Source organism: Thalassospira sp. MBR-102, from assembly GCF_040549275.1.
GTDB classification, from domain to species: domain Bacteria; phylum Pseudomonadota; class Alphaproteobacteria; order Rhodospirillales; family Thalassospiraceae; genus Thalassospira; species Thalassospira xiamenensis.
This window is the reverse complement of record NZ_JBEPTC010000003.1, coordinates 151447-176080: the sequence shown is the minus strand read 5'-3', so window position 1 is coordinate 176080 and position 24634 is coordinate 151447. Positions and strand designations below refer to the sequence as shown.

20 protein-coding genes are annotated in these 24634 nt (G+C 53.5%); 16 read left to right on the top strand and 4 right to left on the bottom strand.

All coding sequences use genetic code 11. From position 1 onward, the window contains the following. Positions 1 to 152: 152 nt before the first annotated feature. From proX to proV, 3 genes are all read right to left on the bottom strand, one after another. Positions 153 to 1169, bottom strand: coding sequence for a glycine betaine/L-proline ABC transporter substrate-binding protein ProX (gene proX, locus ABIE64_RS07355; protein ID WP_354377014.1), 1017 nt, complete (start codon positions 1167 to 1169; stop codon positions 153 to 155). 63 nt (positions 1170 to 1232) lie between these two features. Then, the gene (proW, locus tag ABIE64_RS07350) at positions 1233 to 2339 is read right to left on the bottom strand and encodes a glycine betaine/L-proline ABC transporter permease ProW (protein ID WP_354377013.1); all 1107 of its coding nucleotides are present in this window, start codon (positions 2337 to 2339) and stop codon (positions 1233 to 1235) included. After that, positions 2332 to 3537, bottom strand: coding sequence for a glycine betaine/L-proline ABC transporter ATP-binding protein ProV (proV, locus tag ABIE64_RS07345; protein WP_007089950.1), 1206 nt, complete (start codon positions 3535 to 3537; stop codon positions 2332 to 2334). The genes proW and proV overlap by 8 nt, the downstream gene beginning before the upstream one ends. Positions 3538 to 3776: 239 nt before the next feature. On the opposite strand from proV, the gene ABIE64_RS07340 reads away from it, so the two are divergent. Then, positions 3777 to 4271: a MarR family winged helix-turn-helix transcriptional regulator gene (locus ABIE64_RS07340; RefSeq protein ID WP_037988469.1), complete on the top strand. Its 495-nt coding sequence runs from the start codon at positions 3777 to 3779 to the stop codon at positions 4269 to 4271. A 134-nt stretch (positions 4272 to 4405) separates the two neighbouring features. Here ABIE64_RS07340 and ABIE64_RS07335 read toward each other — a convergent pair whose 3' ends face one another. Further along, complete coding sequence (locus ABIE64_RS07335; protein ID WP_354377012.1) at positions 4406 to 5437, bottom strand: ABC transporter substrate-binding protein; 1032 nt, start codon at positions 5435 to 5437, stop codon at positions 4406 to 4408. 357 nt (positions 5438 to 5794) lie between these two features. Here ABIE64_RS07335 and ABIE64_RS07330 point away from each other — a divergent pair, with 357 nt between their 5' ends. The 15 genes from ABIE64_RS07330 (at position 5795) to ABIE64_RS07260 (ending at position 24600) form a co-directional block, all read left to right on the top strand. Continuing rightward, positions 5795 to 6628, top strand: a complete 834-nt coding sequence (locus ABIE64_RS07330; protein ID WP_354377011.1) for a 3'-5' exonuclease — start codon at positions 5795 to 5797, stop codon at positions 6626 to 6628. Positions 6629 to 6787: 159 nt separating this feature from the next. Further along, entirely contained in the window at positions 6788 to 7804 is a 1017-nt protein-coding gene (locus tag ABIE64_RS07325; protein ID WP_110252310.1) for a Fe(3+) ABC transporter substrate-binding protein, read from the top strand. Positions 7805 to 8031: 227 nt separating this feature from the next. Next, positions 8032 to 9054, top strand: a complete 1023-nt coding sequence (locus ABIE64_RS07320) for a Fe(3+) ABC transporter substrate-binding protein (protein WP_354377010.1) — start codon at positions 8032 to 8034, stop codon at positions 9052 to 9054. A gap of 12 nt (positions 9055 to 9066) precedes the next feature. Beyond that, entirely contained in the window at positions 9067 to 10836 is a 1770-nt protein-coding gene (locus tag ABIE64_RS07315) for an ABC transporter permease (RefSeq protein ID WP_007089943.1), read from the top strand. Between the two features lie 63 nt (positions 10837 to 10899). Next, on the top strand, positions 10900 to 12204 hold the full coding sequence (locus tag ABIE64_RS07310) for a molybdopterin molybdotransferase MoeA (RefSeq protein ID WP_354377009.1): 1305 nt from the start codon (positions 10900 to 10902) through the stop codon (positions 12202 to 12204). A 77-nt stretch (positions 12205 to 12281) separates the two neighbouring features. Next, the gene (locus ABIE64_RS07305; protein WP_354377008.1) at positions 12282 to 13862 is read left to right on the top strand and encodes an MBL fold metallo-hydrolase; all 1581 of its coding nucleotides are present in this window, start codon (positions 12282 to 12284) and stop codon (positions 13860 to 13862) included. A gap of 126 nt (positions 13863 to 13988) precedes the next feature. Beyond that, on the top strand, positions 13989 to 15191 hold the full coding sequence (locus ABIE64_RS07300) for a glycosyltransferase family protein (protein WP_007089940.1): 1203 nt from the start codon (positions 13989 to 13991) through the stop codon (positions 15189 to 15191). A gap of 21 nt (positions 15192 to 15212) precedes the next feature. Further along, positions 15213 to 16481: a glycosyltransferase family 4 protein gene (locus ABIE64_RS07295; RefSeq protein WP_354377007.1), complete on the top strand. Its 1269-nt coding sequence runs from the start codon at positions 15213 to 15215 to the stop codon at positions 16479 to 16481. Positions 16482 to 16494: 13 nt separating this feature from the next. Beyond that, complete coding sequence (locus ABIE64_RS07290) at positions 16495 to 17643, top strand: glycosyltransferase family 4 protein (RefSeq protein WP_354377006.1); 1149 nt, start codon at positions 16495 to 16497, stop codon at positions 17641 to 17643. Next, the gene (locus tag ABIE64_RS07285) at positions 17640 to 18245 is read left to right on the top strand and encodes a histidine phosphatase family protein (protein WP_354377005.1); all 606 of its coding nucleotides are present in this window, start codon (positions 17640 to 17642) and stop codon (positions 18243 to 18245) included. The genes ABIE64_RS07290 and ABIE64_RS07285 overlap by 4 nt, the downstream gene beginning before the upstream one ends. Further along, on the top strand, positions 18242 to 19369 hold the full coding sequence (locus tag ABIE64_RS07280) for a glycosyltransferase family protein (protein ID WP_354377004.1): 1128 nt from the start codon (positions 18242 to 18244) through the stop codon (positions 19367 to 19369). The genes ABIE64_RS07285 and ABIE64_RS07280 overlap by 4 nt, the downstream gene beginning before the upstream one ends. Then, complete coding sequence (locus tag ABIE64_RS07275; RefSeq protein ID WP_354377003.1) at positions 19366 to 20124, top strand: polysaccharide deacetylase family protein; 759 nt, start codon at positions 19366 to 19368, stop codon at positions 20122 to 20124. The genes ABIE64_RS07280 and ABIE64_RS07275 overlap by 4 nt, the downstream gene beginning before the upstream one ends. Then, positions 20115 to 20729, top strand: coding sequence for a hypothetical protein (locus ABIE64_RS07270; protein ID WP_007089934.1), 615 nt, complete (start codon positions 20115 to 20117; stop codon positions 20727 to 20729). Before ABIE64_RS07275 ends, ABIE64_RS07270 begins: the two co-directional genes overlap by 10 nt. Then, positions 20726 to 22654, top strand: a complete 1929-nt coding sequence (locus tag ABIE64_RS07265; protein ID WP_071240191.1) for an ABC transporter ATP-binding protein — start codon at positions 20726 to 20728, stop codon at positions 22652 to 22654. The genes ABIE64_RS07270 and ABIE64_RS07265 overlap by 4 nt, the downstream gene beginning before the upstream one ends. Next, positions 22651 to 24600, top strand: coding sequence for an ABC transporter substrate-binding protein (locus ABIE64_RS07260; protein ID WP_354377002.1), 1950 nt, complete (start codon positions 22651 to 22653; stop codon positions 24598 to 24600). Before ABIE64_RS07265 ends, ABIE64_RS07260 begins: the two co-directional genes overlap by 4 nt. The last annotated feature ends 34 nt before the right edge of the window (positions 24601 to 24634 follow it).

Here is a 24634-nt window from a genome sequence, read left to right as displayed (position 1 = left end):
CAATATGATCCCGCCTACGCACGATTAATTGCTTGAGGGACTGACATCTCCTGACAGTTTTTTGCGTCAGGAACTGATAATAAAACAGCCCGCCCCATTCAGGCGGGCTGTTTTCACGTCAAAGACGTTAAAGCTTCAAAGCCTTAACGCGATTACATCGCAGCTTTACGTGCTTCTTCAAGCCAGCTATCGAATTTCGCCTGATTTGCCTTGATCCAGGCATCTGCATGACGGTCGATATCCTCGGCCGATTTTTCGCCATCGCGCATGCGAAGGTTCTGGGCCGAGATGTCGTTGGCTGACAGTTCCATGATCGCAAACAGTTTCGCTGCAGCCGGGTTTTCTTCGGCCCATGCCTTGTTGGCGATGATCTGCTGGTTGTTCACCTGGAAGCCATAGTTCGAACCGTCCGGAAGGGCGGTATCGGCTTCCTTGTTTTCACCCGGAAGCGACGAGAACGGAACCTGAAGCCAGGTAACGTCTTTGCCCGGTACGAGAACGCCCGAAACCCAATAAGGGGTCCAAGTGTAATACAGGATCGGCTCGCCAGCCTTATAACGGGTGATGGTATCGGCGATGATCGCCGAGTAGGAACCCTGATTGTGGGCCACCGTGTCGCGCAGGTCATAGGCATCAAGGTGGTGTTCGATCACACCTTCGCAGCCCCAACCCGGGTTGCAGCCCGCAAGATCAGCTTTGCCGTCGCCGTTATTGTCAAAAATCTTGGCGATTTCCGGATCGGACAACTGGCTGATATTGGTGATGTTGTATTCATCAGCTGTTTTCTTGTCGATCAGGTAACCCTGCAATGCGCCCGGTGAATATACACCTTCGCGATAGATTTTCTCGTCACCGCCAGCAGCCTTGTAGAAATCGGCATGCAGCGGGTTCCAGTGATCGGCCAAGAAGGTCGCATCGCCATTGCCGATGGCAACGTGGCCCGCAGCGTATTCGATTTCCTGGATATCATTGACGTTATAGCCCAGCTCTTCAAGCGCCTTCATTACCAGAACGGTCTGGAATGTTTCTTCGGCGATCGAGCTTTTAAGCGGCTGAACTTCAACGCCTTCGCCCGGTTTCATGTTGTCGGCAAAAGCAGTGCCGCTGATCAGAAACGAGCTGGTGACAGCAATGGCTGCACCGGTGGAAAGTTTCTTCAGGATCGTCATTAGCTTCTCCTTGTTGGTTGATTGGAGCAGTTTTCTGCCCTTGTTTTCAAACCGGCGTGCCGGCTATTTCTTGCCCATAAGGGAACGGATAGCTGCGGCCGGGCCGCTTTCGTACCAGTGGCGGGTGCCCTTGCTGCGGCTATCCTGACCAAGCGCCTGCGTCATGCGGTCAAGCACGATGGCCAGAAGGACAATCCCGACACCGCCAACTGTGGCAAGGCCCATGTCAAGGCGACCAATGCCGCGCAAAACCATCTGACCAAGGCCACCAACAGCGATCATCGAGGCGATCACCACCATCGAAAGGGCAAGCATCAGGGTCTGGTTCACACCTGCCATGATTGTCGGCATGGCAAGCGGAAGCTGAACACGGAACAGAAGCTGTTTCGGGCTGGCGCCAAAGGAACGAGCCGCTTCGACCAGATCGCTGGGCACCTGACGGATACCCAGAATAGTCAGGCGGATCAGTGGCGGCAGGGCAAAGATGATGGTCACCACCACGCCCGGAACGTTGCCAATACCAAACAGCATCACGATAGGCACAAGGTAAACAAACGCAGGTGTTGTCTGCATTGCGTCAAGGACGGGGCGTGCCGTATTTGCTGCCCGTTCATTGCGTGCCAGCCAGATACCGGTCGGCAGGCCCAGGACCACGCAGAACAGAACCGATGTGATAACCAATGATAATGTCACCATGGCTTCTGACCAGGCACCGATCAGACCAACGGCAATCATCGAAATCAAAGTACCAATCGCAAGGCGACGACCGGCCAACTGCCACGCAATCAATGACAGGATCAGAATGACAACGATGGCTGGTGTTGCCTGCAACCCGGTTTCGACACCCGATAGGACCGCATCAATCGGCCAGCGGATCGCCTGAAAGACGCTGCGAAAGTTATCGACGACCCATTCCAACCCATGATTGACCCAGATATCAAGTGGAATGACCGCATCCTGAAAAGGATGGAGGATATCAAAATGATGTTCCGGGGCAGGGGCGGCATTCGAAAGCCAGTCTCCTGCCGTGTCAGAAGCGTCACCGCCACCCCATGGATTGGATGCGCCGTTCCGGGCCGCATCGGCGGCACCTGATGTGGTTGCGTCTTTTGCTGCATCTGCCGCGCCGGTATCGGTGGCAGCACCCCACGGATTGCTGTTATCAGCCATTTGCGCCATCTCCTTCGCGGTCGAGAGTCGCCAAAAGATTGGCTCTGTTGATTACGCCAAGATATTTGCCGTTTTCATTGACGACCGGCACGCCGCATGGCGTATGTGCCACGGTTCCGATCAGGTCGGAAAGCTGGGTGTCATGGGAAACGGCTTCGATATCAGGCAGGAAAGCTGCTGAAAGTTTGTCGGCACCTGATTTGATCGCCTGATCGACGCTGTCGACGGAAATGATCCCGTGGAAATCAAGCTTGTCACCAACGATATAGCCATATTCGCGGTCTTCGTTACGCAGGCGGTTAAGGGCTGTTTTAAGGCCAACACCTTCGCGTTCGATCACAGTAACCTGGCGTTTTACGACGATATCCTTGGCCGTAAGAATTGTTGAGACATCAACACCACGGAAGAACGATTTGACATAGTCATTGGCCGGATTGTTGAGGATTTCCTCAGGCGTTCCGACCTGAACGACAATGCCGCCCTCCATGATCGCGATACGGTCACCGATGCGCATCGCTTCATCCAGATCGTGCGAGATGAAGATGATGGTGCGCTTGTGTTCACGTTGCAGGGTTAGAAGTTCGTCCTGCATTTCTGTACGGATCAGCGGATCAAGGGCGGAAAATGCTTCGTCCATCAACATAACGGATGGGTCGTTGGCAAGGGCACGGGCAAGGCCGACGCGCTGCTGCATGCCACCCGAAAGTTCATCGGGGTAGGAATTGGCCTGTGCTTTCAGTCCGACCTGATCAAGCGCATTCAGGGCGCGCTCATGGCGTTCGTTTTCGGCAACACCCGCCAATTCAAGGCCAAATGCTGCATTTTCGACAACGCTCATATGGGGCATCAGTGCAAAGGACTGGAATACCATGGACATGTCCCTGCGGCGTAATTCGCGCAATTCTTCGTCATTCATGGCGGCAATGTCGGTGCCGTCATAAAGAACCTGGCCCGACGTTGGCTCGATCAAACGGTTCAGCAGGCGAACAAGTGTCGATTTTCCAGATCCCGAAAGCCCCATCACAACGAAAATCTCGCCCTGGCGGACGGTGAAGCTGGCGCCGCAAACCCCGACGGTTTGTCCGGTTTTGTCAAAAATTTCGGCTTTGTCGATCCCGTCATTGATCATCTGCATTGCCTGATCAGGACGGTCGCCAAAGACTTTATAAAGGTCCTTTACAACGATTTTATCGGTCATTGGCCCTTGTCATTTGTTGTTGTCGGACAACAAGCGTCGTCGATCCCGGGTTGCGGAAACCACGCGATGTCATCCATTGAAAATGTCATGTCGAGACAGGTGTGATCTTTGCGCCGGATCGCGCCTGCTCCCCCAATTTCGTCACATTCTGTGTTTTGATAGTTACAGATCAAAACATTTGATGTCAAATTATAATGGCGCTAAGTTGGCCCGATAACATGACAGGGAGAACGGCGCGTATGATCACGGATCAGCAGAAAAGAAGAGAGTTTCTCGATGTTCTGGTCGCGCTGAGGCAGATCATTCGTGCAACCGATCTGCATTCAAAACATGTGATGAAGGTTTGTGGTCTTACTGTTCCGCAGCTTGTCGTGCTTCTGGCAATCGAAGAATTGGGGGCGGTGACGGTCAAGGAAATCTCGCGGCATGTCTCGCTTAGTCAGGCAACCGTTACGACGATCCTGAACCGGCTTGAAGATCGCGGTTTTATCGAGCGGGCTCGCAACGCGGATGACAAGAGGGTGGTCAATAGTCGCCTTACCGACAAGGGGCTTGCCGTACTGAGCGATACGCCACCGCTGATGGACGGTGAATTCATGCAGCGCTATGAAATGCTTGATATGAACGAACGCAGTCGCATTCTGACCTCATTGCAGCATGTTGCCCGCCTGATGGATACCGAAGAAGTCGACCCCAGGCCGCCGACCGGATACGACCGGTTTTCCGTGGACTAGAATGGGGCAATCCGGATTGCCTCGATTGTTTCCACCCCTAACCAATTTTGAAGGCGCAGCAAAAAGGGGCAGATCGAAATCTGCCCCGTGATCAACATTTGCAAGACCGCATTGCGATCAGGTTGATACCTGCTTTAAAGCGCGGCCTCAACCCGCTCTGCCACTTTCTCCGGCACCCAGGCTTTCCAAACGTCCGGCTTTTCTTTCAGGAAATAAAGTGCTGCATCTTCGGGCTTTTCTTCGTTTTCCTGCATATAGGCCAGCATTTCCGAAACCATGGCGTTGCTGGTTTCATAATGCGTCAGGAATTCGATCAGTTTGGGCGCTGATTTCATGAATTCCGTATTAACCCCGACCGTAACCGTGCTTTCGGGATAGGCCGTGGCTTTTTTCGGGTTTGGATCTGTTTTCAGCTTGTCGAAGATCGACTGATCATAGGCCGGTTCTTCAAGGCGATAGCTGTCATAAAGACCCATCACCCATGTCGGCCCCCAATAGTAATAAAGTGCTGGCTCGCCACGCTTGTGCGCAGAGGCGATTGCCGCAGAAAGCGCTGCACCGGTGCCCGGGCGGAAGTTGGTGAAGCTGTCATCAAGGCCATAGGCCACGAGTTTCGCCGAATTGACCTTTTCGCAAACCCAGCCCGCCGGGCAATTGTAAAAGCGGCCTTTGTCCGGTTCTTCGGCGTCTTCGAACAGTTTGGCGTATTTGGGCAGATCATCGACCGACTTTAGATCGGGCGCCATCGGCTCGATCCCGCGTTCCTTATCGCCTTCGATCACATAACGCGGCACGAACCAGCCTTCGACCGCATCATCGAAATTCACCCCGATTTGGGTAACATTTCCGGCGGCCTCTGCCTTTTTCCATGCGTCTGCCACGTTATCGCGCCAGATTTCCATGACAACGTCGATGTCGCCTTTACCCGCACCGGTCAAAAGCGGAATCACATCACCGGGCAGGGCGTCGGTCTGGCAGCCATAACCCTTTTCAATGATAAAGCGCGCGACAGCATTGTGGAAAAGCGCACTGTCATAATTCAGCCCGGCGAACATCACCGGGCGATCAATCTCGCAACTGGCATCCTGTGCCTGTGCGCTTGTGAAACTGGAAAATGCAAGGCCAGCGGCCATAAGCATTGCGGCTCCGGTAGGCAGGATGTTCATCATTTTTCCCTTTGACTATCTTCTACGGTCCGGAAGCGCATCAAATGCAATGTCCGACGGTTGGATGCCGTCATGTCACCAGTGGTTGTTCATTTGGTTCCCTGACTGGACTTTGCCCCTGATACAGGTAGGTCAAAGTTTAACCTCGGGCCCAAAGATGACGCAACCCTGCTTGCCGACATTTGCCGGACTTGTGATGAGCCATGATGGGTTGCAGTCTAAAACACTCCTCCTGACAACGATGTCAGGAGATGTCAGTGTATTTACGATTGCGGGGGTGGAATTTTGACCGGAAGTTCGTGAAACTTTCCTGTGGCATGTTTATGCTGCGCCAAACGCATTTTTACCGGGGGCACCATGACGCATGACAGTCTGTTTGTTTTTGATATCGAAACCGTTCCCGATATCGATGTTCTGCCACAATTGACCGGCGAAACCGCACCTGATCCGGCAACAGGTCGCGAGATGCTCGAAAAATATCATCTAGATATCACCGATGGTCGAAACGGTTTCCCGCGCCAACCATTTCACAAGGTTGTCGCGATCAGTTTCCTGCGCGCCGCGATCCAGCGCGACGGAAATCTTGAAACTTACGAGATCGAAGAACTGCGTTCCGGTGGTGATCTGATCAGCGAGGAAAAGGACCTTGTGAACGGTTTCTTTGCCTATTGCGGTAAACTTTATCCTAGGCTTGTCAGTTTCAATGGTCGCGGGTTCGATCTGCCGGTTTTGAAATATCGCGCGATGAAGCATGGGGTGAGTGCGCGGTGGTTACACCAATCCGCCAACAAGTGGGAAAATTATACGTCGCGTTATGCGCCAAACTGGCATTGCGACCTTGCCGAAGTTCTTTCCGACTACGGTGCATCCGCAAGAACCAAAATGAACGAGGTCTGTGCCGCCCTTGATCTTCCGGGCAAGACCGGCGTTGATGGTAGCAAAGTTTCGGACATGTATGACAATGGCGAGATTGAAGGCATTCGTCGTTACTGCGAAACGGATGTTCTCAACACCTATCTTCTTTATCTTCGCTATGTTCTCCACACCGGATTAAGCGACCATGACGGTTATAATCACGCCATCAATCTGACCGTCGCATGGCTTGAGGAACGGGCAGGGGATATCCCGGCTTATCAGGAATTCCTCGACGCCTGGCGGGCTTCAAGCGCCGGATCATTCAATCTGCTTTAAGATATCCCGGTTTCGGTAAAGTGAAACGTTTCACACCGACGGGATCGTTTTGTGTGATCTGTATTGAATTGCGAATCATTTGCGATTAGTGCTGATGCCTGGTTGCAAGTGACTTGCAAACGCATGTCGTGGTGAAAAGATTTCAAGGGAAACGTTTCGATGGATATCAGGAGAATCATCTGTGGCACGGTGTTGGGTGCTGCCGCCGTTACGGCTTCGGCCGCCTCTGCACAGGAAGTGAATGTCTACTCCCTGCGCCAGCCTTTCCTTGTTGAGCCCCTGTTCGAGAGCTTCACCAAGGAAACCGGAGTTAAGGTCAATGTGATCTTCGCGGAAAAAGGTCTGGTTGAGCGGATCAAGCAGGAAGGTGCAAACAGCCCGGCGGATGTCCTGATGACCGTCGATATCAGCCGCATCAAGGAAGCCGTCGATGCCGGTGTCACCGACGCCGTCAATAGTGATGTTCTGGAAGCAAATATTCCGGCCCACTTGCGCGATGAAAACGATCAGTGGTTCGCGCTGACCCAGCGTGGTCGCGCTCTTTATGCATCGAAAGACCGTGTGACCGAGGGCGAAATTGCCACATACGAAGATCTTGCCGATCCGAAATGGAAGGGCCGCGTTTGTACCCGTTCTGGTACGCATGATTACAATATCGCGCTGGTTTCTTCGATGATTGCGCATCACGGCACAGAAGAAGCCAAAACATGGCTCGAAGGGTTGAAAGCAAACCTTGCACGCAAGCCACAGGGCAATGATCGTGGTCAGGTCAAGGCGATCAAGGAAGGCGAATGCGATGTCGCGATTGCCAATACCTATTACTACGGCAAGATGCTTGATGACCCGGAACAGCGCGCATGGGCGGAATCGGTAAATATTATCTTCCCCAATCAGAATGACCGCGGCATGTCGATGAACATTTCCGGCATGACCCTGATCAAAGGTGCCCCGAACAAGGAAAACGCCGTCAAGTTGATGGAATTCCTTTCGGGTGACGAGGCACAGAAAATCTATGCCGAAGTGAATTACGAATATCCGGTCAAGCCGGGTGTTGAATGGTCCGACTATGTGAAGTCGTGGGGCACGTTCAAGGCTGATGAGCTGCCGTTGTCTGAAATTGCGCGTCTGCGTGCGGATGCCGTACGCATGATCGATGAAGTGGGATACAACGAATAAACGAATTTTCGTTTTTCGAATCATTCCGGAAAGGGGCGGTAACCATTACCGTCCCTTTTTTTATGTCTGTAAACCCGGCAATTCCGCGGCGCAAACCGACATGGACAAGGCGGTTATGTTCTATTGGCTCTTGCAAAACAGGGTAGCAGCCCTTTAATTTCCCCGACAGCGAGTACAAATCATTCTTACTTGCCCCATCGCTTTGCGACCATTTCAGGAGATTCAAGATGACTTCACTGCGCAACAAGGTCTTTGGCATTATGGGCGCGGTGGTCGGATTGACGGCATTTCAAGCGAATGCTGCCGAGGAGGTGAATGTATATTCGCTTCGCCAGCCTTTCCTGATTGAACCGATGTTCAAACAATTCACTCAGGAAACCGGCATCCGGGTCAATACGCTGTTTTCGCAAAGCGGTCTGGTCGAACGTATCAAACATGAAGGCCGCAACAGTCCGGCCGATCTTTTGCTGACGGTTGATATCGGGCGCATCCAGGATGCTGTTGATGCCGATATCGCAACACCGCTTCAAAGCGATGTGATCGATGCCAATATCCCCGAACAATTCCGTGATCAGGACCATCTGTGGGTTGGTCTGACCACTCGTGCACGTGTTCTTTATACGTCGCTTGATCGTGTGAAGCCCGACGCCATTTCGACATACGAAGAACTTGCCGATCCGGAATGGAAGGGGCGCATTTGTGTCCGTTCTGGAATGCATGTTTACAATATCGCATTGGTGGCCTCGATGATTGCCCATCATGGCGAGGAATACACAAAAACCTGGCTTCAGGGACTGAAAGACAATCTTGCGCGCAAACCGCAAGGGGCCGATATCGACCAGATCGAGGCCGTATCGCAGGGTGTTTGTGATCTGGCAATCGGCAATTCCTATTATTATGGCAAGATGCTTGATGATCCGAACAAAGCCGATGCCGCCAAGGATGTCCGGATTGTTTTCCCCAATCAGGGTGACCGCGGTACGCATGTGAATATTTCGGGTGTTGCGCTGATCAAGAATGCACCCAACAAGGAAAATGCGATCAAGCTGGTCGAATTCCTCTCGGGGGACGAAGCACAGCATATGTATGCGGACGTCAATTTTGAATACCCGGTCAAGCCGGGGGTGGCATGGTCGGAAATGGTCCGTTCTTGGGGAACTTTCAAATCCGACACGCTGCCGCTTAACGAAGTTGCCAACAATCGTGGCACCGCCATTCGTCTGATCGACGAAGTCGGCTTTAACGAATAGGGCATTCTTCGCGTGAACAATTCCTGTCAGACCAAAGATGATCGCGATATCCGACCGTCGGCCGTGACCGAAACGCTTGATCCGTTGCGCGAACGGTCACTTGGAACCTCGATGCGATGGTTGCCGCGCGGCCAATCAGGTCTTTGGTTGGCCGGGGCGTTCATTATAGCGCTTCTTGTGGCGACGCCGTTGATTGCGGTTGTCTATCTGGCACTGTTCCCTACCGAAAATATATGGCCGCATCTGGCATCAACCATGTTGCCCCGATACCTTAAAAACACAGGCATTCTGATGCTGGGCGTCGGTGTTGGTGTAACATTGATCGGTGTGTCGGCGGCATGGGTCGTAACGATGTGCCGCCTGCCGGGCAAACGGTTCTTTGAGTGGGCAATGCTGCTGCCGATGGCGGTTCCGGCCTACATCGTTGCTTATGTTTATACCGATCTGCTGGAATATGCCGGGCCGTTTCAGCGTCTGTTGCGCGAAATTTTTGGCTGGCAATCGGCGCGCGATTACTGGTTCCCCGATATCCGGACCAAGGGCGGGGCAATTCTGGTGCTCAGCCTGACGCTGTATCCTTATGTTTACATGCTGGCCCGGGCTGCCTTTTTGGCGCAATCGGTCTGTGTCCTTGAAGCTGCGCGCGTTCTTGGGCGTTCGGCGTGGAATTCGTTTGTGACGGTGGCCTTGCCATTGGCGCGGCCTGCCATCGTGGTTGGGGTGGTCATTGCGTTGATGGAAACGCTGAATGATTTCGGCACCATCGATTTCTTTGCGGTTCATACCCTGACCGCCGGTATTTTCAATGTCTGGCTTGGTATGGGAAATGCCGGTGGGGCGGCGCAGATTGCGCTGACCATGCTTGCGGTTGTGATTGTCCTGATCGTAGCCGAACGCTATTCGCGTCGTCGCCAGCGCTTCCACGACACAACCAATCGTTTTCAGGAATTACCGGGCTACGAGCTTGGCCCGGTCGCCAAGTTCTTTGCACTTGCGGTTTGTGTTCTGCCGATTGTGCTGGGTTTCGTGATCCCGTCGCTGGTGCTGATCTATTATTCCGTTGGCTATTTTGACCAAAGCTGGACATCGGACTTCTTTGAATATGCGGGCAACAGCCTTCTGGTTGCTGGTCTTGCAACCTTTGTTGCGGTCGGATGTGCTGTGTTTCTGGGATATGCCCTGCGGCTTTTCCCGCAGCCGCTTTTGCGGTTCTGTATCCGCATGGCGTCTGTTGGCTATGCCGTGCCGGGGGCAGTTCTTGCAATCGGGGTTCTGATTCCATTCGCAAGGTTTGATAATGCGGTTGACGCCGTGATGCGTGAAACATTCGGGATTTCAACCGGTCTGCTTCTAAGCGGTACGGTCTTTGCCATCGTGTTTGCCTATGCCGTGCGGTTTATGGCTGTTTCTTATGGTTCGATCGAGGCCGCCCTTGGCAAGGTCCGGCCAAGTATGGATGACGCCGCCCGGACATTGGGGGAAAGCCCGTGGGGCACGTTGAAACGTATTCATTTCCCGATGGTGCGTGGCGGTATTCTTGCCGCCGCGGTTCTGGTCTTTGTTGATGCGATGAAAGAACTTCCGGCGACACTGATCCTGCGGCCGTTCAATTTTGAAACGCTGGCAACGCATGTCTATCAGTTTGCCAAGGACGAAATGATCGAGCAAGCCGCACTCGGTGCCTTGACCATCGTCATTGTCGGCGTCGTGCCGGTGGTTATGCTCAGTCGTGCAATTTCTCGGTCCCGCCCCGGGCATGGCAGTGCATCTTCGCGCCATTGACGTTCCTGTTCCGGCGGACCACTATCGCTGCTATATGATCCCGATAAATTCGACAGGCTGCCGATGACCACGTCGCAAAAAAATCCTGCCAAGACCGACCTTTGCCATCAACCGGGCCTGACCCGGTTGGAAGATGCACTGCGTATTGCGTTTAACGACGTGGCTGTTCGCGCCCCGGTGATTGAGGCACCACTTTCTGATTGTTATGGCGCAATCCTGCGCAAGGATATCGTTGCCAGGGTCGATGTTCCGTCTGCTGATAATTCGGCGATGGACGGATATGCATTTTGTCATGCCGATTTGCAGGAATTTGTCGGGGCGTCGGATGCACAAATCATTGTGGGCGGCGTATCACTGGCAGGTCATCCTTTTGCCGGAGAAATCCCGCGCGGGCAGGCAATCCGCATTGCGACCGGGGCCTCTATTCCTGATGGTGCGGATTGCATCATCATTCAGGAAAATATCACGGCCAATGCCGATGAAACGCTTTTGACAATCCCGCAGGACGTGATCGCCAAAACCCGTCTGCATCAACATATTCGTCAGCGCGGTGAAGATGTTGCAACCGGTATGGTTGTCCTGCCAGCCGGTAAACGTCTGCGCCCACAGGATATCGCAGTCGCGGCCGGGCAGGGGTATCAGTCCCTGCCGGTTTCCAGACCATTATCAGTTGCCGTTTTCTCGACCGGGGATGAACTGGCAAGGCCGGGCGATCCACTTCCAGCCGGTGGCGTCTACGATTCCAACCGGTTTGCCATGATCGGTATGCTGCGCGCTTGCGGGTGCAGGGTAACCGATCTCGGTCTTCTGGCTGATGATTTCGACGTTCTGAAAACGGCCTTGAAGGATGCGGCTCAAACCCATGATGTCATCATGACGTCGGGTGGGGTTTCGGTTGGCAAGGCCGATCTGCTTAAACCCGTCGTGGATAGCCTTGGCGAAATTCAGGCGTGGAAACTGGCAATCAAACCCGGAAAGCCCTTGATGCGAGGCCGTATTGGGGATTGTGTGGTTATTGGTTTGCCTGGCAATCCTGTTTCGGTGATGGTGTCAGGCCTGCTTTATGCCGTGCCATTGCTTTTGCATATGATGGGGGCTGCTGATCAGGTTTGTGTCCCCGTGCGATTGCCCGCAACTGCCGGATTTGATTTCAGTCGTGGTACCGGGCGCCGTGAATGGTTGCGTGCCCGTCTTGTGCAGGATGATGATGGTCAATGGGTTGCCATACCTTATCATTCGGCAAGTTCCGGTATGTTATCCTCGATGGTGTGGGCAGAAGGCCTGATTGAAATCGCCGAGGATTGCGGACAGGTTAAAAAGGGTGATCGCGTGCTTTATTTGCCCTTCGGTGGTTTGCAGGCGTTTTAAAAACTGATCCAGATCATGGATTTGCTGCCTTTTTTCGCAGATGTATAACAAAACAACGGATTAAGGGTGGAAAGCAGATGACTGTATCAGTTACTTTTTGCGGGGCTGCGGGTGGCGTTACCGGTTCGTGTTATCTGCTGCGTACCGACGGTGGTGATATCATTGTCGATTGCGGCATGTTTCAGGGCAGCAAGACGGTTCGCGAACTGAACTATGGAGCTTTTCCGTTCAAGGCTGCGGATATTCGTAGCGTGCTTCTGACCCATGCGCATATTGATCATTCCGGGTTGCTTCCCAAACTGGTGAAGGCCGGTTTTAACGGGCCGATCTACGCGACCGAACCCACCTGCGATCTTCTGACCTACATGCTGCCTGATTCCGGCTATATTCAGGAAACCGAGGTCGAACGTCTTAATCGCCGCAATGTCCGGCGTGGCCGCCCGGAAGTCACCCCGATCTATACCCGCGAAGACGCGGAAAAGACCCTCAAACGTTTGCAGCCTGTCGACTATCATGAATGGCGCGAAGTTTTACCGGGTTTGCGGGCACGCTACTGGGATGCAGGGCATCTTTTGGGATCGGCCTCGATCGAGGTCGAAGTGGATGACGAGGCACCGGACGGCGAACCGCGCACCTTGCGGTTGCTGTTTTCAGGTGATATCGGCACGGGAGAGGCGGTGTTTAACGATGCCCCCGAAGGCCCGAAAAACATCGATTATCTGTTTGTTGAATCGACCTATGGTGATCGTAACCGTCCTGAAGTCAGCGACGCCGAACGTCGTGAAATGCTTGCCGTGGAAGTTCGCGCTGCCATTCAGGCTGGCGGTAACCTTGTCATACCAAGTTTTGCGGTTGCCCGAACGCAGGAATTGCTGGTTGATCTGGCAACCCTGTTTAACCGTGGAAAGCTGCCCAAGGCGGATGTTTTCGTCGATAGCCCGCTGGCTCAGCGCGCGACCGAGGTTTTTGCCAAACATCTGTCTCATGACGATGCTCGTGGCTTGGCGCATCCCAATTTCCATATGGTGCCCGATGCCGAAGCCAGCATGCAACTGGCACGGGTTAAAAGCGGGGCGATCATTTTATCGGCAAGCGGCATGTGCGATGCCGGGCGTATTCGGTATCATCTGAAAAACAATCTGTGGCGTCCTGAATCTACGGTGTTGATGGTTGGTTTCCAGGCTGCCGGCTCGCTTGGTCGTGTGTTGCAGGGCGGGGCAAAACACGTCCGCATTCACGGTGACGAGATTGATGTCCGTGCCCGGATCAGAACGCTTGATATCTATTCCGGTCATGCCGATCAGGACATGCTTCTGCGCTGGACAAAAGAACGTATGCCGGTATCGCGGCGTATTTTCCTGACCCATGGTGAAGATGGCGCACGTGCCGGTTTGCAGCAGGCGATGATTAATGCCGGTATCGAAGAAAGCAAAATCGCTCTTCCGATGCTTGATGACACCGTTATGCTCAAACGCGGGCAGGCAAAACAGGCCGAATTCAAACCGCGCCTGCCGGCTGGCGAAATGTCCCGGGACGACTGGCATAACCTCTATGCCCATAGTGTTACAGAGCTTTCGGAAAAGCTTCGTGCACTCGACAGCAACGAAAAACGCGAGGCCCTGCTCGAAAAAGTCTTGCAAGATATCGCATCGGCGTGAGAGCAATAGCCCGATGGCAGGTTTTAAATACCGTAAAATACGGAAATACTTGCCAACGGGCGATATCGTGTCACCCTATATCGGGTTGAGAAGGTATCGAAGGACACTACGAGAGCGGGCGGATATATGTCGATCGTGGGGAATACCGGCTATCGTGTTCTGATCTATAGCCACGATACATTCGGCTTGGGCCATCTGCGCCGCTGCCGAACCATTGCGCATGCGCTTGTTTCGCGTCGGGACGATGTATCTGTGCTGATCCTTTCTGGATCGCCGATCATTGGCAGTTTCGAATTTCGTTCACGAGTCGACTTTGTGCGCATTCCGGGCGTGATCAAGCTCTCGAATGGTGAATACACGTCACTTAACCTGAATATTGATGTCGATCAGACCCTGGCGATGCGTGAATCCATCATTCAGCATACCGCTGACGTGTTTAACCCTGATCTGTTCATCGTCGACAAGGAGCCGCTTGGTTTGCGCGGGGAAGTTGAATCGACACTTCAAATGCTTCGCCATCGCCGCACGCGCCTTGTCATGGGCTTGCGCGATGTGATGGATGACCCGGTTAATCTGCGCGAAGAATGGGACCGCAAAAAATGCGTTCCGGCCCTTGCCGATCTTTACGATGAAATCTGGGTCTATGGCCTCAAGGACATCTGCAATCCGCTTGAAGGTATCGATTTGCCTCCGGGTGTCGAAGAAAAAATGACCTATACCGGCTATCTGCCGCGTACAGCCACCCGCAAACCAACCCCGGAACATGGCGCGCTTGGTCTTGAGGAACCCTATTACCTTGTCACCACCGGTGGCGGTGGTGATGGGGTTAATCTGGTCGATTGGGTGATCAGTGCCTATGAAGCCGACCCTGACATTCCGGTTCCGTCGCTTGTTGTGCTGGGCCCGTTCATGGCACCAAATGATCAGCAGGCGTTCATGGAACGCGCCGAAAAGATCGATAAGCTCTCGGTCATCACCTTTGATGCCAATGTTGAAATGTTGATGGATCGGTCCGCTGGCGTGATTGCGATGGGCGGATACAATACCTTCTGCGAAATTCTGTCTTTTGACAAACCGGCAATCATTGTGCCGCGAACCGTTCCGCGGCTTGAACAATATGTCCGCGCATCGGCGGCCGAAAAGCTTGGTCTGGTCAAGATGCTGACCGAGGACGGTGGTCGTCCGCCGATGCAAATGGCCGAGGCCCTTCGCAGTCTGATTGATCAGCCAAAGCCGTCGCATGTGACCGTGCCAAACCTGATGGGCGGCCTTGATAGTGTTGGCGATCAGGTTGAACGCTGGCTGCCGCCGCAGCTTGCTGCCGAGTAAGATTTTCCGGGATAACAACAGATGACATGCGACAAGCTTGCAATCGTGGTGAAAGGTTATCCACGATTGTCGGAAACCTTTATTGCCCAGGAAATACTTGGTATTCAGCAGGCAGGTATTCCTTATCGCATTGTATCCCTGCGTCATCCGACCGATAAAAAACGCCATCCGATCCACGAACGGATCATGGCTGAAATCGATTACCTGCCAGAATATGTTTATCAGGAACCGATGCGCGTGTTTCGCGGCTGGTTAAAGGCGCGCAAAATGCCGGGATATCGTCGGGCCAGAAACATCTGGTGGCAGGACTATCGCCGGGATCGTACACCTAACCGTGCGCGTCGTTTTGCCCAGGCGCTGGTCATGGCGGCGGAGCTGCCGAACGATATCACACGCATCTATGCGCATTTCCTGCACACCCCGGCATCGGTTGCGCGATATGCCGCGATAGTTCGCGGTCTTCCATGGTGTTGTTCGGCGCATGCCAAGGATATCTACACCAGCGAAGATTGGGACATGCGCGAAAAGCTGGCTGATATGGATTGGCTGGTGACCTGCACGAAGGCAAATGTCGATCATCTGCAAAAGCTTGCCGATGATCCGGCCAAAGTGAATTTGCTTTATCATGGATTGGATTTTTCACGGTTCCCCGAAGAACTGCCCGATCGGTCCCCCCGTGACGGGCGTGATGACAATAACCGGGTGACAATCCTGTCGGTTGGTCGGCTGGTTGGCAAAAAGGGTTATGATGACCTTTTACGAGCACTTGCCGACTTGCCAAAAGATCTGCATTGGCGGTTTGTTCATATTGGTGGCGGCAATGGCGATAAATATAAATCGCTCGCAGCGGACCTTGGAATTGCCAATAATTGCGACTGGCAAGGGCCGCGTGACCAGAAGGAAGTGATTGCAGCCTGTCAGTCTGCTGATCTGTTCGTGCTGGCAAGCCGGGTGGAAAAGGATGGTGATCGTGACGGATTGCCCAATGTTCTGATGGAAGCCCAGCTTTGCGGGCTTGCAGCGGTTTCGACCGCAATTTCAGCAATACCGGAACTGATCACGGATGGCCTGAATGGCAAACTTGTTCCCGAACGTGATCCAAAGTTACTGTCCCTGGCAATGGCGGAACTGATAAGTAATCCGACTTTGCGCGACCAGATGGGGCGCAAAGGCAATGAAATCGTCCGACGCGAATTCTCGTTCTATACCGGGATGAAAGAACTGGCGCGTCGATTTGGCGCTGATCGGGCTTTCGATACAAGCACATTAGAACAACCGGCGGCGGAGTAGGGGGACGGCAAACGTGCAGATCGCCTTTTATGCACCGTTAAAGCCGATTGATCATCCGACACCATCAGGTGATCGCCTGATGGCGCGCCTTCTGTGTGACGCGCTTTCGCAAGCCGGACATAAAGTTGATATCGCATCTCGTCTGCGCAGCAGGGTTGGCGATGGCAATATCCTGCGTCAGGCGCAAATTGCCGAACTGGCGTCAAAGCTGACCGCGCGGCTGTTGCGGCAGTATCAGAATGGCAAACGCAAGCGCCCCGATATCTGGTTTACCTATCATCTATACTACAAGGCCCCGGACTGGATTGGCCCGGTGATCGCGAATGTCCTTGGCATTCCCTATGTCGTGGCCGAGGCATCCTTTGCCCCCAAACGCGCAACCGGTGCCTGGGCGCAAAGCCACACAGCCGTTGAACATGCCTTGCGATGTGCCAGTGCGGTGTTTTCACTTAATCATGCGGATATGGAATGTCTTGCGCCAATATGCGGTCAGGATCGGCTGCATTATCTGCCACCCTTTACCCATACCGAAAACTGGCATGCTGCTGATCGTGGCCAAATTGATCTGGATAAATCGGTTCAGTTGGTAACAACCGCCATGATGCGACCGGGCGACAAGCTGAAATCTTACGAATTGCTGGCAAACGCACTCGGCAGGCTCAATGCGCGGAATGTGACGAACTGGCATCTGACGGTGATCGGCGATGGTCCCGCACGCGCGGATGTCGAGACAGCCTTTGAACGCCACGCAATCAAATACGATCAACTTGATTTCGCCGGTCTTTGCGATGCCGATCATATGCGCATTCTTTTGGCGCGATCTGACATGTTTGTATGGCCGGCGATCAACGAGGCCTATGGTATGGCAATACTTGAAGCACAGGCGGCAGCATTACCTGTTCTGGCAGGCGACTGTGGCGGTGTTTCGGGCATTGTAGCGGATGGCAAAACCGGATGGCTGGTGCCGGTTGGGGATGTTGATGCCTTTGCCGACAAACTTGCCGAATGCTTGGCATCGGATCGGTACAGCATATTGCACGATATCGGGCAGTCGGCCGCGCAGAAAGCCGAACAGATGCATACCGTCACCGCCGCCGCCCAAAAGCTTGATACTGTCCTGAGTGGCGTGATGGAAAGTCACATGAAACGGAAACAGGGATGAGAAACTTTCATTTTGCCCTGTTGCGACATGGGATTACCGCGTGGAACACGGAAAAACGTATCCAGGGCCAAAGCGATATATCGTTGCTTCCCGAAACCATTGATGAGTATGGCCGCCTGCAATTACCGGAAAAATGGCGCAAAGTTCCTTGGCGTGTCAGTCCGCTGATCCGGACAATTCAAACAGCCGTTAGCCTTTCGATTGAGGGTGTTGCACCTGACGAACATTGGATTGAAATGAACTGGGGCGATTGGGAAGGTAAAAAACTTTCCGACTTGCGCCGCCAACTCGGCCCCCGAATGCAGGAAAATGAAGACCGTGGTTGGGACTTCCGCCCGGAAGGCGGCGAAAGCCCGCGTGAAGTTCTTTCCCGGGTCGAGGCCGCCTTGGCCGGGCATCGTGACGGTGATTTTGGCGTCGTAACCCACAAGGGTGTTATTCGTGCGGTCTATGCTGCGGCAAGTGGCTGGGACATGATGGGAAAAATCCCTGACAGGCTTGATTGGAAAAGCATTCATGTCTTTTCATGGTCTTCGGATGACGGGCTTGGCGTCGTTGATCTTAATTGCCGTCTGCTTGAACGGGGCGGAACAACCTCATGACTGACATCCTTGTGTATGTTCAGCATTTGCTTGGTATTGGACATGTGCGTCGCATCGCCCTGATCAATGCGGAACTGAAAAAGCTCGGCATCAAGACAACCGTTATCACCGGTGGTATCCCCGATGCCGCACTGGATTTCGGAAGCGATAATGTGATCCAGCTGCCACCTTGCCGAACCGCAGATAGCGGTTTTTCCGGATTGGTCGACGAGGCAGGCAATCCGGTTGATGAGGCATGGAAACAGGCGCGAAAACAGGCATTGCTTGATGCGTTCAAATCCGTGGCACCCAAGCTTTTGATGATCGAAATGTTCCCGTTTGGCCGCCGGGCCTTCCGGTTCGAATTACTGCCGCTGCTGGAACGGGCTGGGCAGGCGGGGATTCCCCGTATCTGTTCCGTTCGTGACCTTCTGGTTCGCAAAGCAGACCCGTTAAAAGAAGTCTGGATGCGCGATATTGCACGCAGTCATTTTGACCACGTGCTGGTTCACGGTGATCCGATGCTTTTTGGTTTCGAGCGTAGCTTCCCGTTTGCAAGCGATATTGCTGATATGATCGAATATACTGGTTATGTTGCGCCCAAAGCTGAGTTCGTCGGCGGCGAACGACAAGGTGTTCTTGTTTCTGCTGGTGGTGGTGCGGTCGGGGCTGCGCTGATTGAAGCTGCAATCACTGCGCGTCCGCTTTCAAGCCGGTTTGCCGATCAGCCATGGGATATTGTCTCAGGGCCGCATTTCCCGACCAACACATTCCATCGCCTTGCGCAAAACCTGCCGACCGGGGTCACGTTGCATCGCTTTTTGCCTGATTTCCGCGCACGGATGGCACATGCCTGTGTTTCCGTCTCGCAGGCAGGCTATAATACCTTGATGGATGTTCTGGCGACGGGGACCGCGTCGGTAATGGTTCCATTCGCCGATGGTGGTGAAAGCGAACAAAGTGAGCGCGCTGCTATTTTAGCGGGAAAGAAAGTGCTGTCGTTGCTTGATCCCGATGATTTAAGTCCGCAATCCTTGGCAAATCAAATAGATCGGGCGAAAAATCCTGTTAAATTAGATATATCTCTGGACGGGGCAGGGATAACTGCGGCTAAACTCGCAGAAAGAATAAGAGGGAAGGCATGAGTAGCTGGGATCAACTTCGCGCAGAGCTGGATTTGTGGCAGTCCGAAGAATGGATTGCCACGATGTGGTGGCGCGACGATGACGCAGTTGCCGTTACATCGGCACTTGAAACGTTGCTTGCCTTCGAACAGGATTATCGCGTTCCCTTGGCCCTTGCGGTGATTCCGGCTGATCTTGAACATGATCTGGTGCTGCGTCTGGCAGAAACACTTGATACCCGTGTTTTCCAGCATGGCTGGTCCCATACCAATCATATGCCTGCTGGCCGAAAAAAGCAGGAACTTGACGATGTTCGCGATATTGGTGCGGTCGTTGCCGATATCCGCCGCGGCTTTGATATCCTGTCATCCCAGTTTGGCAATCGTTTCCTGCCGGTTATGGTGCCACCATGGAACCGCATTGCCGATGACGTCATGCGGGCTTTGCCATCGCTTGGCCTGCGCGGCATCAGCACGTTTAATGCGAGACCGGATGCATATCCCGTTTCCGGCCTTCTGATGGTCAATACCCATGTTGATGTTATTGACTGGCGCGGTACCCGTGGCTTTGCCGGCGAAGACCAATGCATTACGGCGATGATTGCGCATTTGTCGGCCCGCCGAACCGGGCTGGTTGACGCCGCCGAGCCCACAGGGCTTCTGACGCATCATCTGGTTCATGACGACACCACAACACGATTTCTTGAAAACCTGTTTTCGTTTGAGCACGCAGCGCTCAAATGGTTGCGAATTCCCGGAGTTTTCCCATGGCAATAAGCCCTATCGAAGAAACCGGCGGTGTCGAAACAGTCGATCCGGTCAAGCCTGCCGGTGTGCGTGATCGTGATGTTCAGATCATGGGATATCCGCCGCGGCTTATGGCACCTGATATGGCGAAATCGGTTGCCGGATTGCTGATTTGCGGTGTCATTGCCCTGATTCCCGAAATGCTGCCGATTATTCAGTGGACGGCAGCCGGGCTGGCGCTTTTGTTCATTCTTTATTTTGCCCGCACATTAATGCGGTTTCAGTCAAAGATTTATGTTTCGGAATATGGTATCCGGATCAGCAACTTGCGCGGCGGAACCGCATTTGCGTGGTCGGAACTTTCCAAATTCCGTTTGCGTTATTTCTCTACCCGTCGCGATGGCAGGAAAGGCTGGTTTGAACTGACCCTCCAGGCCGGGGATGCGAAAATCGTCACAGAATCAACATTGGACGGTTTTGATGATCTGCTTGAAATTGCGCGGGATTGGGCCAAAGATAACCAGTTACTGGTCGACGATATAACAAGAACCAATCTGATGCGTATGGACGAGGCCGAAACAATGGTCCAGGCAGCCGCATCAAGTCGGGCAGGCGGCATTGGCGAGGGAAGATGACCGATATTCTGCGTATCCGCGATTTGAAAGTCGAATTCGTTTTGCCGCATATGCGGGTCAAGGCGGTCGAAAATGTCAGTTTTCGCATTGGTGCGCAGGAAACCGTCGCCCTTGTCGGAGAATCCGGTTCTGGCAAAACCACCATTTCACAGGCGATCATGGGGTTGTTGCCCAAATCGGCACAGATCACCAACGGATCAATTGTTTTTGCCGATCCGAAAAAGCCGGGAACCCGCGTTGATATTGCGATGCTGGATCGCTCGGGTGCTGAAATGCGTTCCATTCGCGGTGGCCGTATTTCCATGATTTTTCAGGAGCCGATGAGCTCCCTGTCACCTCTTCATACCATCGGTGATCAGATTTGCGAGGCCGTGCGCCTCCATCGCAAGGTCGGCTCCAGCGAGGCCAAAGAGCTTGCCAGTGACATGCTGGGACTTGTCGGTTTTCCCAATCCCAAAAGATCCTTAAAGACATATCCGTTCGAGCTTTCAGGTGGTTTGCGCCAACGTGCGATGATTGCCATGGCAATGGTTTGCCGGCCGGCACTGCTGGTTGCGGACGAACCGACAACGGCACTTGATGTGACGATACAGGCCCAGACACTTCGTTTGATCAAGGATATGCAGGCCGAATTGCAAATGTCCGTACTGCTGATCACCCATGATCTTGGGGTGGTGGCCAACATGGCGGACCGCATGGTCGTGGTTTATGATGGCCGTGTTGTCGAAAGCGGTCTGACCCATGATGTGTTCGTCAATCCCGGTCACCTCTATACACAGTCGTTGCTGGCTGCGGTTCCGCATTTCGATATGGGACCTGACGAACGTTTGCGTCCCCTGCGTGAAATCAAGCCGAAGGTCGATAGTCTGCTGACTTTCTGCGGCGACAAAGACACATCTGAGCAAGGCGGGGATGTTCCGCCGTCGCTAGCATTGCATCCGGCAATGGCAAGCGAGCCGGTTCTGGCTGTGCGCCACCTTTACAAAAGTTTTGCGGTGCGCAAAGGCAACTGGCTAAAGACCGAGGAACAAGAAATTGCCGCTGTGGCGGATGTGTCTCTGACGGTTAATCGCGGCGAATGTGTCGGTCTGGTTGGCGAAAGTGGATGTGGCAAAACCACGCTTTCCAAACTGATCATGCGGGCGATGGCACCCGATAGCGGATCGATCCTGTTCCGGGGGGAAAGTGGTCAGATGACCGAATTGACCGGTTTGAACGAAGATCAGCTCAACCCGTATCGCAAACGTATCCAGTTCGTTTTTCAGGACCCGTTCGGGTCCCTTAATCCACGGATGACCGTTCAGGACATAATTACCGAACCGTTGATTATTCATGGTATCGGTGATGCATCCTACCGTAAGAAAATGGTGCTGGAACTGATGGAACTGGTCGGGCTTGATCCCCGGTTCCTGAACCGGTATCCGCACAGCTTTTCGGGCGGCCAGCGCCAGCGTATCGGCATTGCGCGCGCGCTGACGCTTAAACCCGACCTTCTGATTTTTGATGAACCGACATCGGCACTTGATGTATCGGTTCAGGCGCAAATTTTAAACCTTCTCAAAGATTTGCAGCGTGAACTTAAACTGACATACCTGTTTATTTCGCACAATCTGGCGGTGGTTGACTATATCGCGGACCGGATTGCTGTGATGTGTGCGGGGCGTATTGTTGAATCCGCACCACGCGAACAATTGTTCAGAAATCCGGTCCATCCCTATACCCAGGCATTGCTTAACGCCGTGCCGTTTGCCGATCTCGACCATCTTCTGGATTTTACCAAGATTGTCGACGGCAAGGCTTCTGATCCGCGCCGCTGGCCTGCGCCCTTTACCATTGATGCCCAATCTGATCCGCGCATGGTCCAGTTTGCCGAGGATCACTTTGTCCGTGCCGCACGTGCCGATTATCAGGAGATGGCCATATGAAGCCGACTATCGTTCCTGCGTTCTCTGCGGGTTGGTTTAACAAATCGCGCATGGCGTTCGTATGTGTGGGGTTCTCGGCGGCGATGTTTGCGGGGATGATATCGGCGGTCGGCCCGGCAAAGGCTGAAATTCCGTATTTCGAGGATGCCATATCAAAGGGGGAATTGCCCCCGATGGCGGCACGTCTGCCTGAACATCCCAACGTCATCGACTTCACTGCCGAGAATAAGGAAATCGGCAAATATGGCGGTGATCTGGTGACCATCATGGGCCGTTCGCGCGATATTCGCATGGCGGTGGTTTATGGCTATGCCCGGTTGATCGGATATGACGAGAACCTGAACCTGCAACCCGATATTCTCGAAAGCCTTGATGTCAACGATACCGGTAATGTATTCACCCTGCATCTTCGCAAAGGCCATAAATGGTCCGATGGTGAACCCTTTACCGCCGAGGATTTCCGCTATTTTTGGGAAGACGTCGTCAATAACGATGAACTGTTTCCGGTCGGTCCGCCGCGGTTCCTGTTTGTTGGCGATGAACCGGCAACATTCGAGACTCTCGACGAATATACCGTTCGTTACAGTTGGTCCAAACCCAACCCGTTTTTCGTAACGGAACTGGCTGCAACCCGGCCGCCCTTCATTTATCGGCCTGCACATTATCTGAAACAGTTTCACGCAAAATATCGCGATGCGGCCGAGCTGGATGCGATTGTCAAAGAACGGGGCTTACGCAGCTGGGCGGTGCTTCATACAGATAAGGACCGTCCTTACCGGCTTGAAAATGTCGAACGTCCATCGCTGGAACCATGGCTGATCCGAACCGAAGAACCGTCTGATCGATTCATCTTTGAACGTAACCCGTACTATCATCGCGTTGATCCGGATGGTAATCAGCTGCCTTATATTGATCGGATGATCTTCAATATCTCGAATGCCAAACTGGTTCCGGCCAAGGTCGGCGCGGGCGAGGTTGATCTGCAAAGCCGGATTCTGTCCTTGCAGGATTACACCTTCCTTAAACAGTCCGAGCCGCAGCAAAACTTCAAGGTGAACCTTTGGGATGTCGGTTACGGTGCCTATGCGGCACTTTATCCGAACCTGACCTGTTCTGATCCGGTCTGGCGGAAATTATTGCGCGATGTGAAATTCCGCCGGGCATTGTCGCTTGCCATCAACCGAACCGAGATCAACCGGGTGATGTTCTTTGGTCTGGCGGCACCGACCAACAATACGGTCCTGCCCAAAAGCCCGCTTTTCAAACAGGAATACCGCGACAGCTATATTGAGTTCGATGTCAAGAAGGCCAATGCGCTGCTTGATGAAATGGGCCTGACCAAGCGCAATGGCGATGGCATTCGTTTGATGCCCGATGGTCGACCGCTTGAAATCATTGTCGAAACCATGGGCGAAAACCCCGAACATGACGACATGCTTGAACTGATCGGGGATAGCTGGAAACAGATCGGTGTAAAGCTGTTCGTCAAGGGATTGCAGCGCGAAGTTCTGCGCAATCGGGCCTATAGCGGCGAAACCATCATGTCGATCTTTAATGGTGTCGATAGCGGCCTTGCAACGCCGGGTACAGTTCCGGCGGAATTCGTTCCGATCCAGCAGGACAGCCTGCAATGGCCGAAATGGGGACAGTATTTCCAGACCAATGGCGAGGCGGGCGAAGCACCGGATATGCCCGCGGCCAAGGAACTCATGGACCTTTATGGTAAATGGGCCAATGGCAATGACGCGGCCCGAAAGGACGCATGGCAGCGTATTCTCGATATCAACGCGGAAAACATGTTCTCGATCGGTCTGATCGGTAATGTGCCGCAGCCGGTCGTGGTTCGCAACGATCTGCGCAACGTGCCGGAAAAGGGCATACATAGCTGGGAACCAGGTGCATTCTTTGGCATTTACCGTCCCGATACATTCTGGTGGGACCGTTGATCGCAATGATCTGAAAACGAACGCATCATTCCGG

What these genes read in the sequence shown, in the direction of transcription:
- ABIE64_RS07300 (WP_007089940.1), top strand. Translation starts at nt 13,989, where the DNA reads ATGTCGATCGTGGGGAATACCGGCTATCGTGTTCTGATCTATAGCCAC.
- ABIE64_RS07335 (WP_354377012.1), bottom strand. Translation starts at nt 5,437, where the DNA reads ATGAACATCCTGCCTACCGGAGCCGCAATGCTTATGGCCGCTGGCCTT.
- ABIE64_RS07320 (WP_354377010.1), top strand. Translation starts at nt 8,032, where the DNA reads ATGACTTCACTGCGCAACAAGGTCTTTGGCATTATGGGCGCGGTGGTC.
- proX (WP_354377014.1), bottom strand. Translation starts at nt 1,169, where the DNA reads ATGACGATCCTGAAGAAACTTTCCACCGGTGCAGCCATTGCTGTCACC.
- ABIE64_RS07325 (WP_110252310.1), top strand. Translation starts at nt 6,788, where the DNA reads ATGGATATCAGGAGAATCATCTGTGGCACGGTGTTGGGTGCTGCCGCC.
- ABIE64_RS07270 (WP_007089934.1), top strand. Translation starts at nt 20,115, where the DNA reads ATGGCAATAAGCCCTATCGAAGAAACCGGCGGTGTCGAAACAGTCGAT.
- ABIE64_RS07330 (WP_354377011.1), top strand. Translation starts at nt 5,795, where the DNA reads ATGACGCATGACAGTCTGTTTGTTTTTGATATCGAAACCGTTCCCGAT.
- ABIE64_RS07340 (WP_037988469.1), top strand. Translation starts at nt 3,777, where the DNA reads ATGATCACGGATCAGCAGAAAAGAAGAGAGTTTCTCGATGTTCTGGTC.
- ABIE64_RS07280 (WP_354377004.1), top strand. Translation starts at nt 18,242, where the DNA reads ATGACTGACATCCTTGTGTATGTTCAGCATTTGCTTGGTATTGGACAT.
- proW (WP_354377013.1), bottom strand. Translation starts at nt 2,339, where the DNA reads ATGGCTGATAACAGCAATCCGTGGGGTGCTGCCACCGATACCGGCGCG.
- ABIE64_RS07305 (WP_354377008.1), top strand. Translation starts at nt 12,282, where the DNA reads ATGACTGTATCAGTTACTTTTTGCGGGGCTGCGGGTGGCGTTACCGGT.
- proV (WP_007089950.1), bottom strand. Translation starts at nt 3,537, where the DNA reads ATGACCGATAAAATCGTTGTAAAGGACCTTTATAAAGTCTTTGGCGAC.
- ABIE64_RS07260 (WP_354377002.1), top strand. Translation starts at nt 22,651, where the DNA reads ATGAAGCCGACTATCGTTCCTGCGTTCTCTGCGGGTTGGTTTAACAAA.
- ABIE64_RS07285 (WP_354377005.1), top strand. Translation starts at nt 17,640, where the DNA reads ATGAGAAACTTTCATTTTGCCCTGTTGCGACATGGGATTACCGCGTGG.
- ABIE64_RS07265 (WP_071240191.1), top strand. Translation starts at nt 20,726, where the DNA reads ATGACCGATATTCTGCGTATCCGCGATTTGAAAGTCGAATTCGTTTTG.
- ABIE64_RS07295 (WP_354377007.1), top strand. Translation starts at nt 15,213, where the DNA reads ATGACATGCGACAAGCTTGCAATCGTGGTGAAAGGTTATCCACGATTG.
- ABIE64_RS07310 (WP_354377009.1), top strand. Translation starts at nt 10,900, where the DNA reads ATGACCACGTCGCAAAAAAATCCTGCCAAGACCGACCTTTGCCATCAA.
- ABIE64_RS07275 (WP_354377003.1), top strand. Translation starts at nt 19,366, where the DNA reads ATGAGTAGCTGGGATCAACTTCGCGCAGAGCTGGATTTGTGGCAGTCC.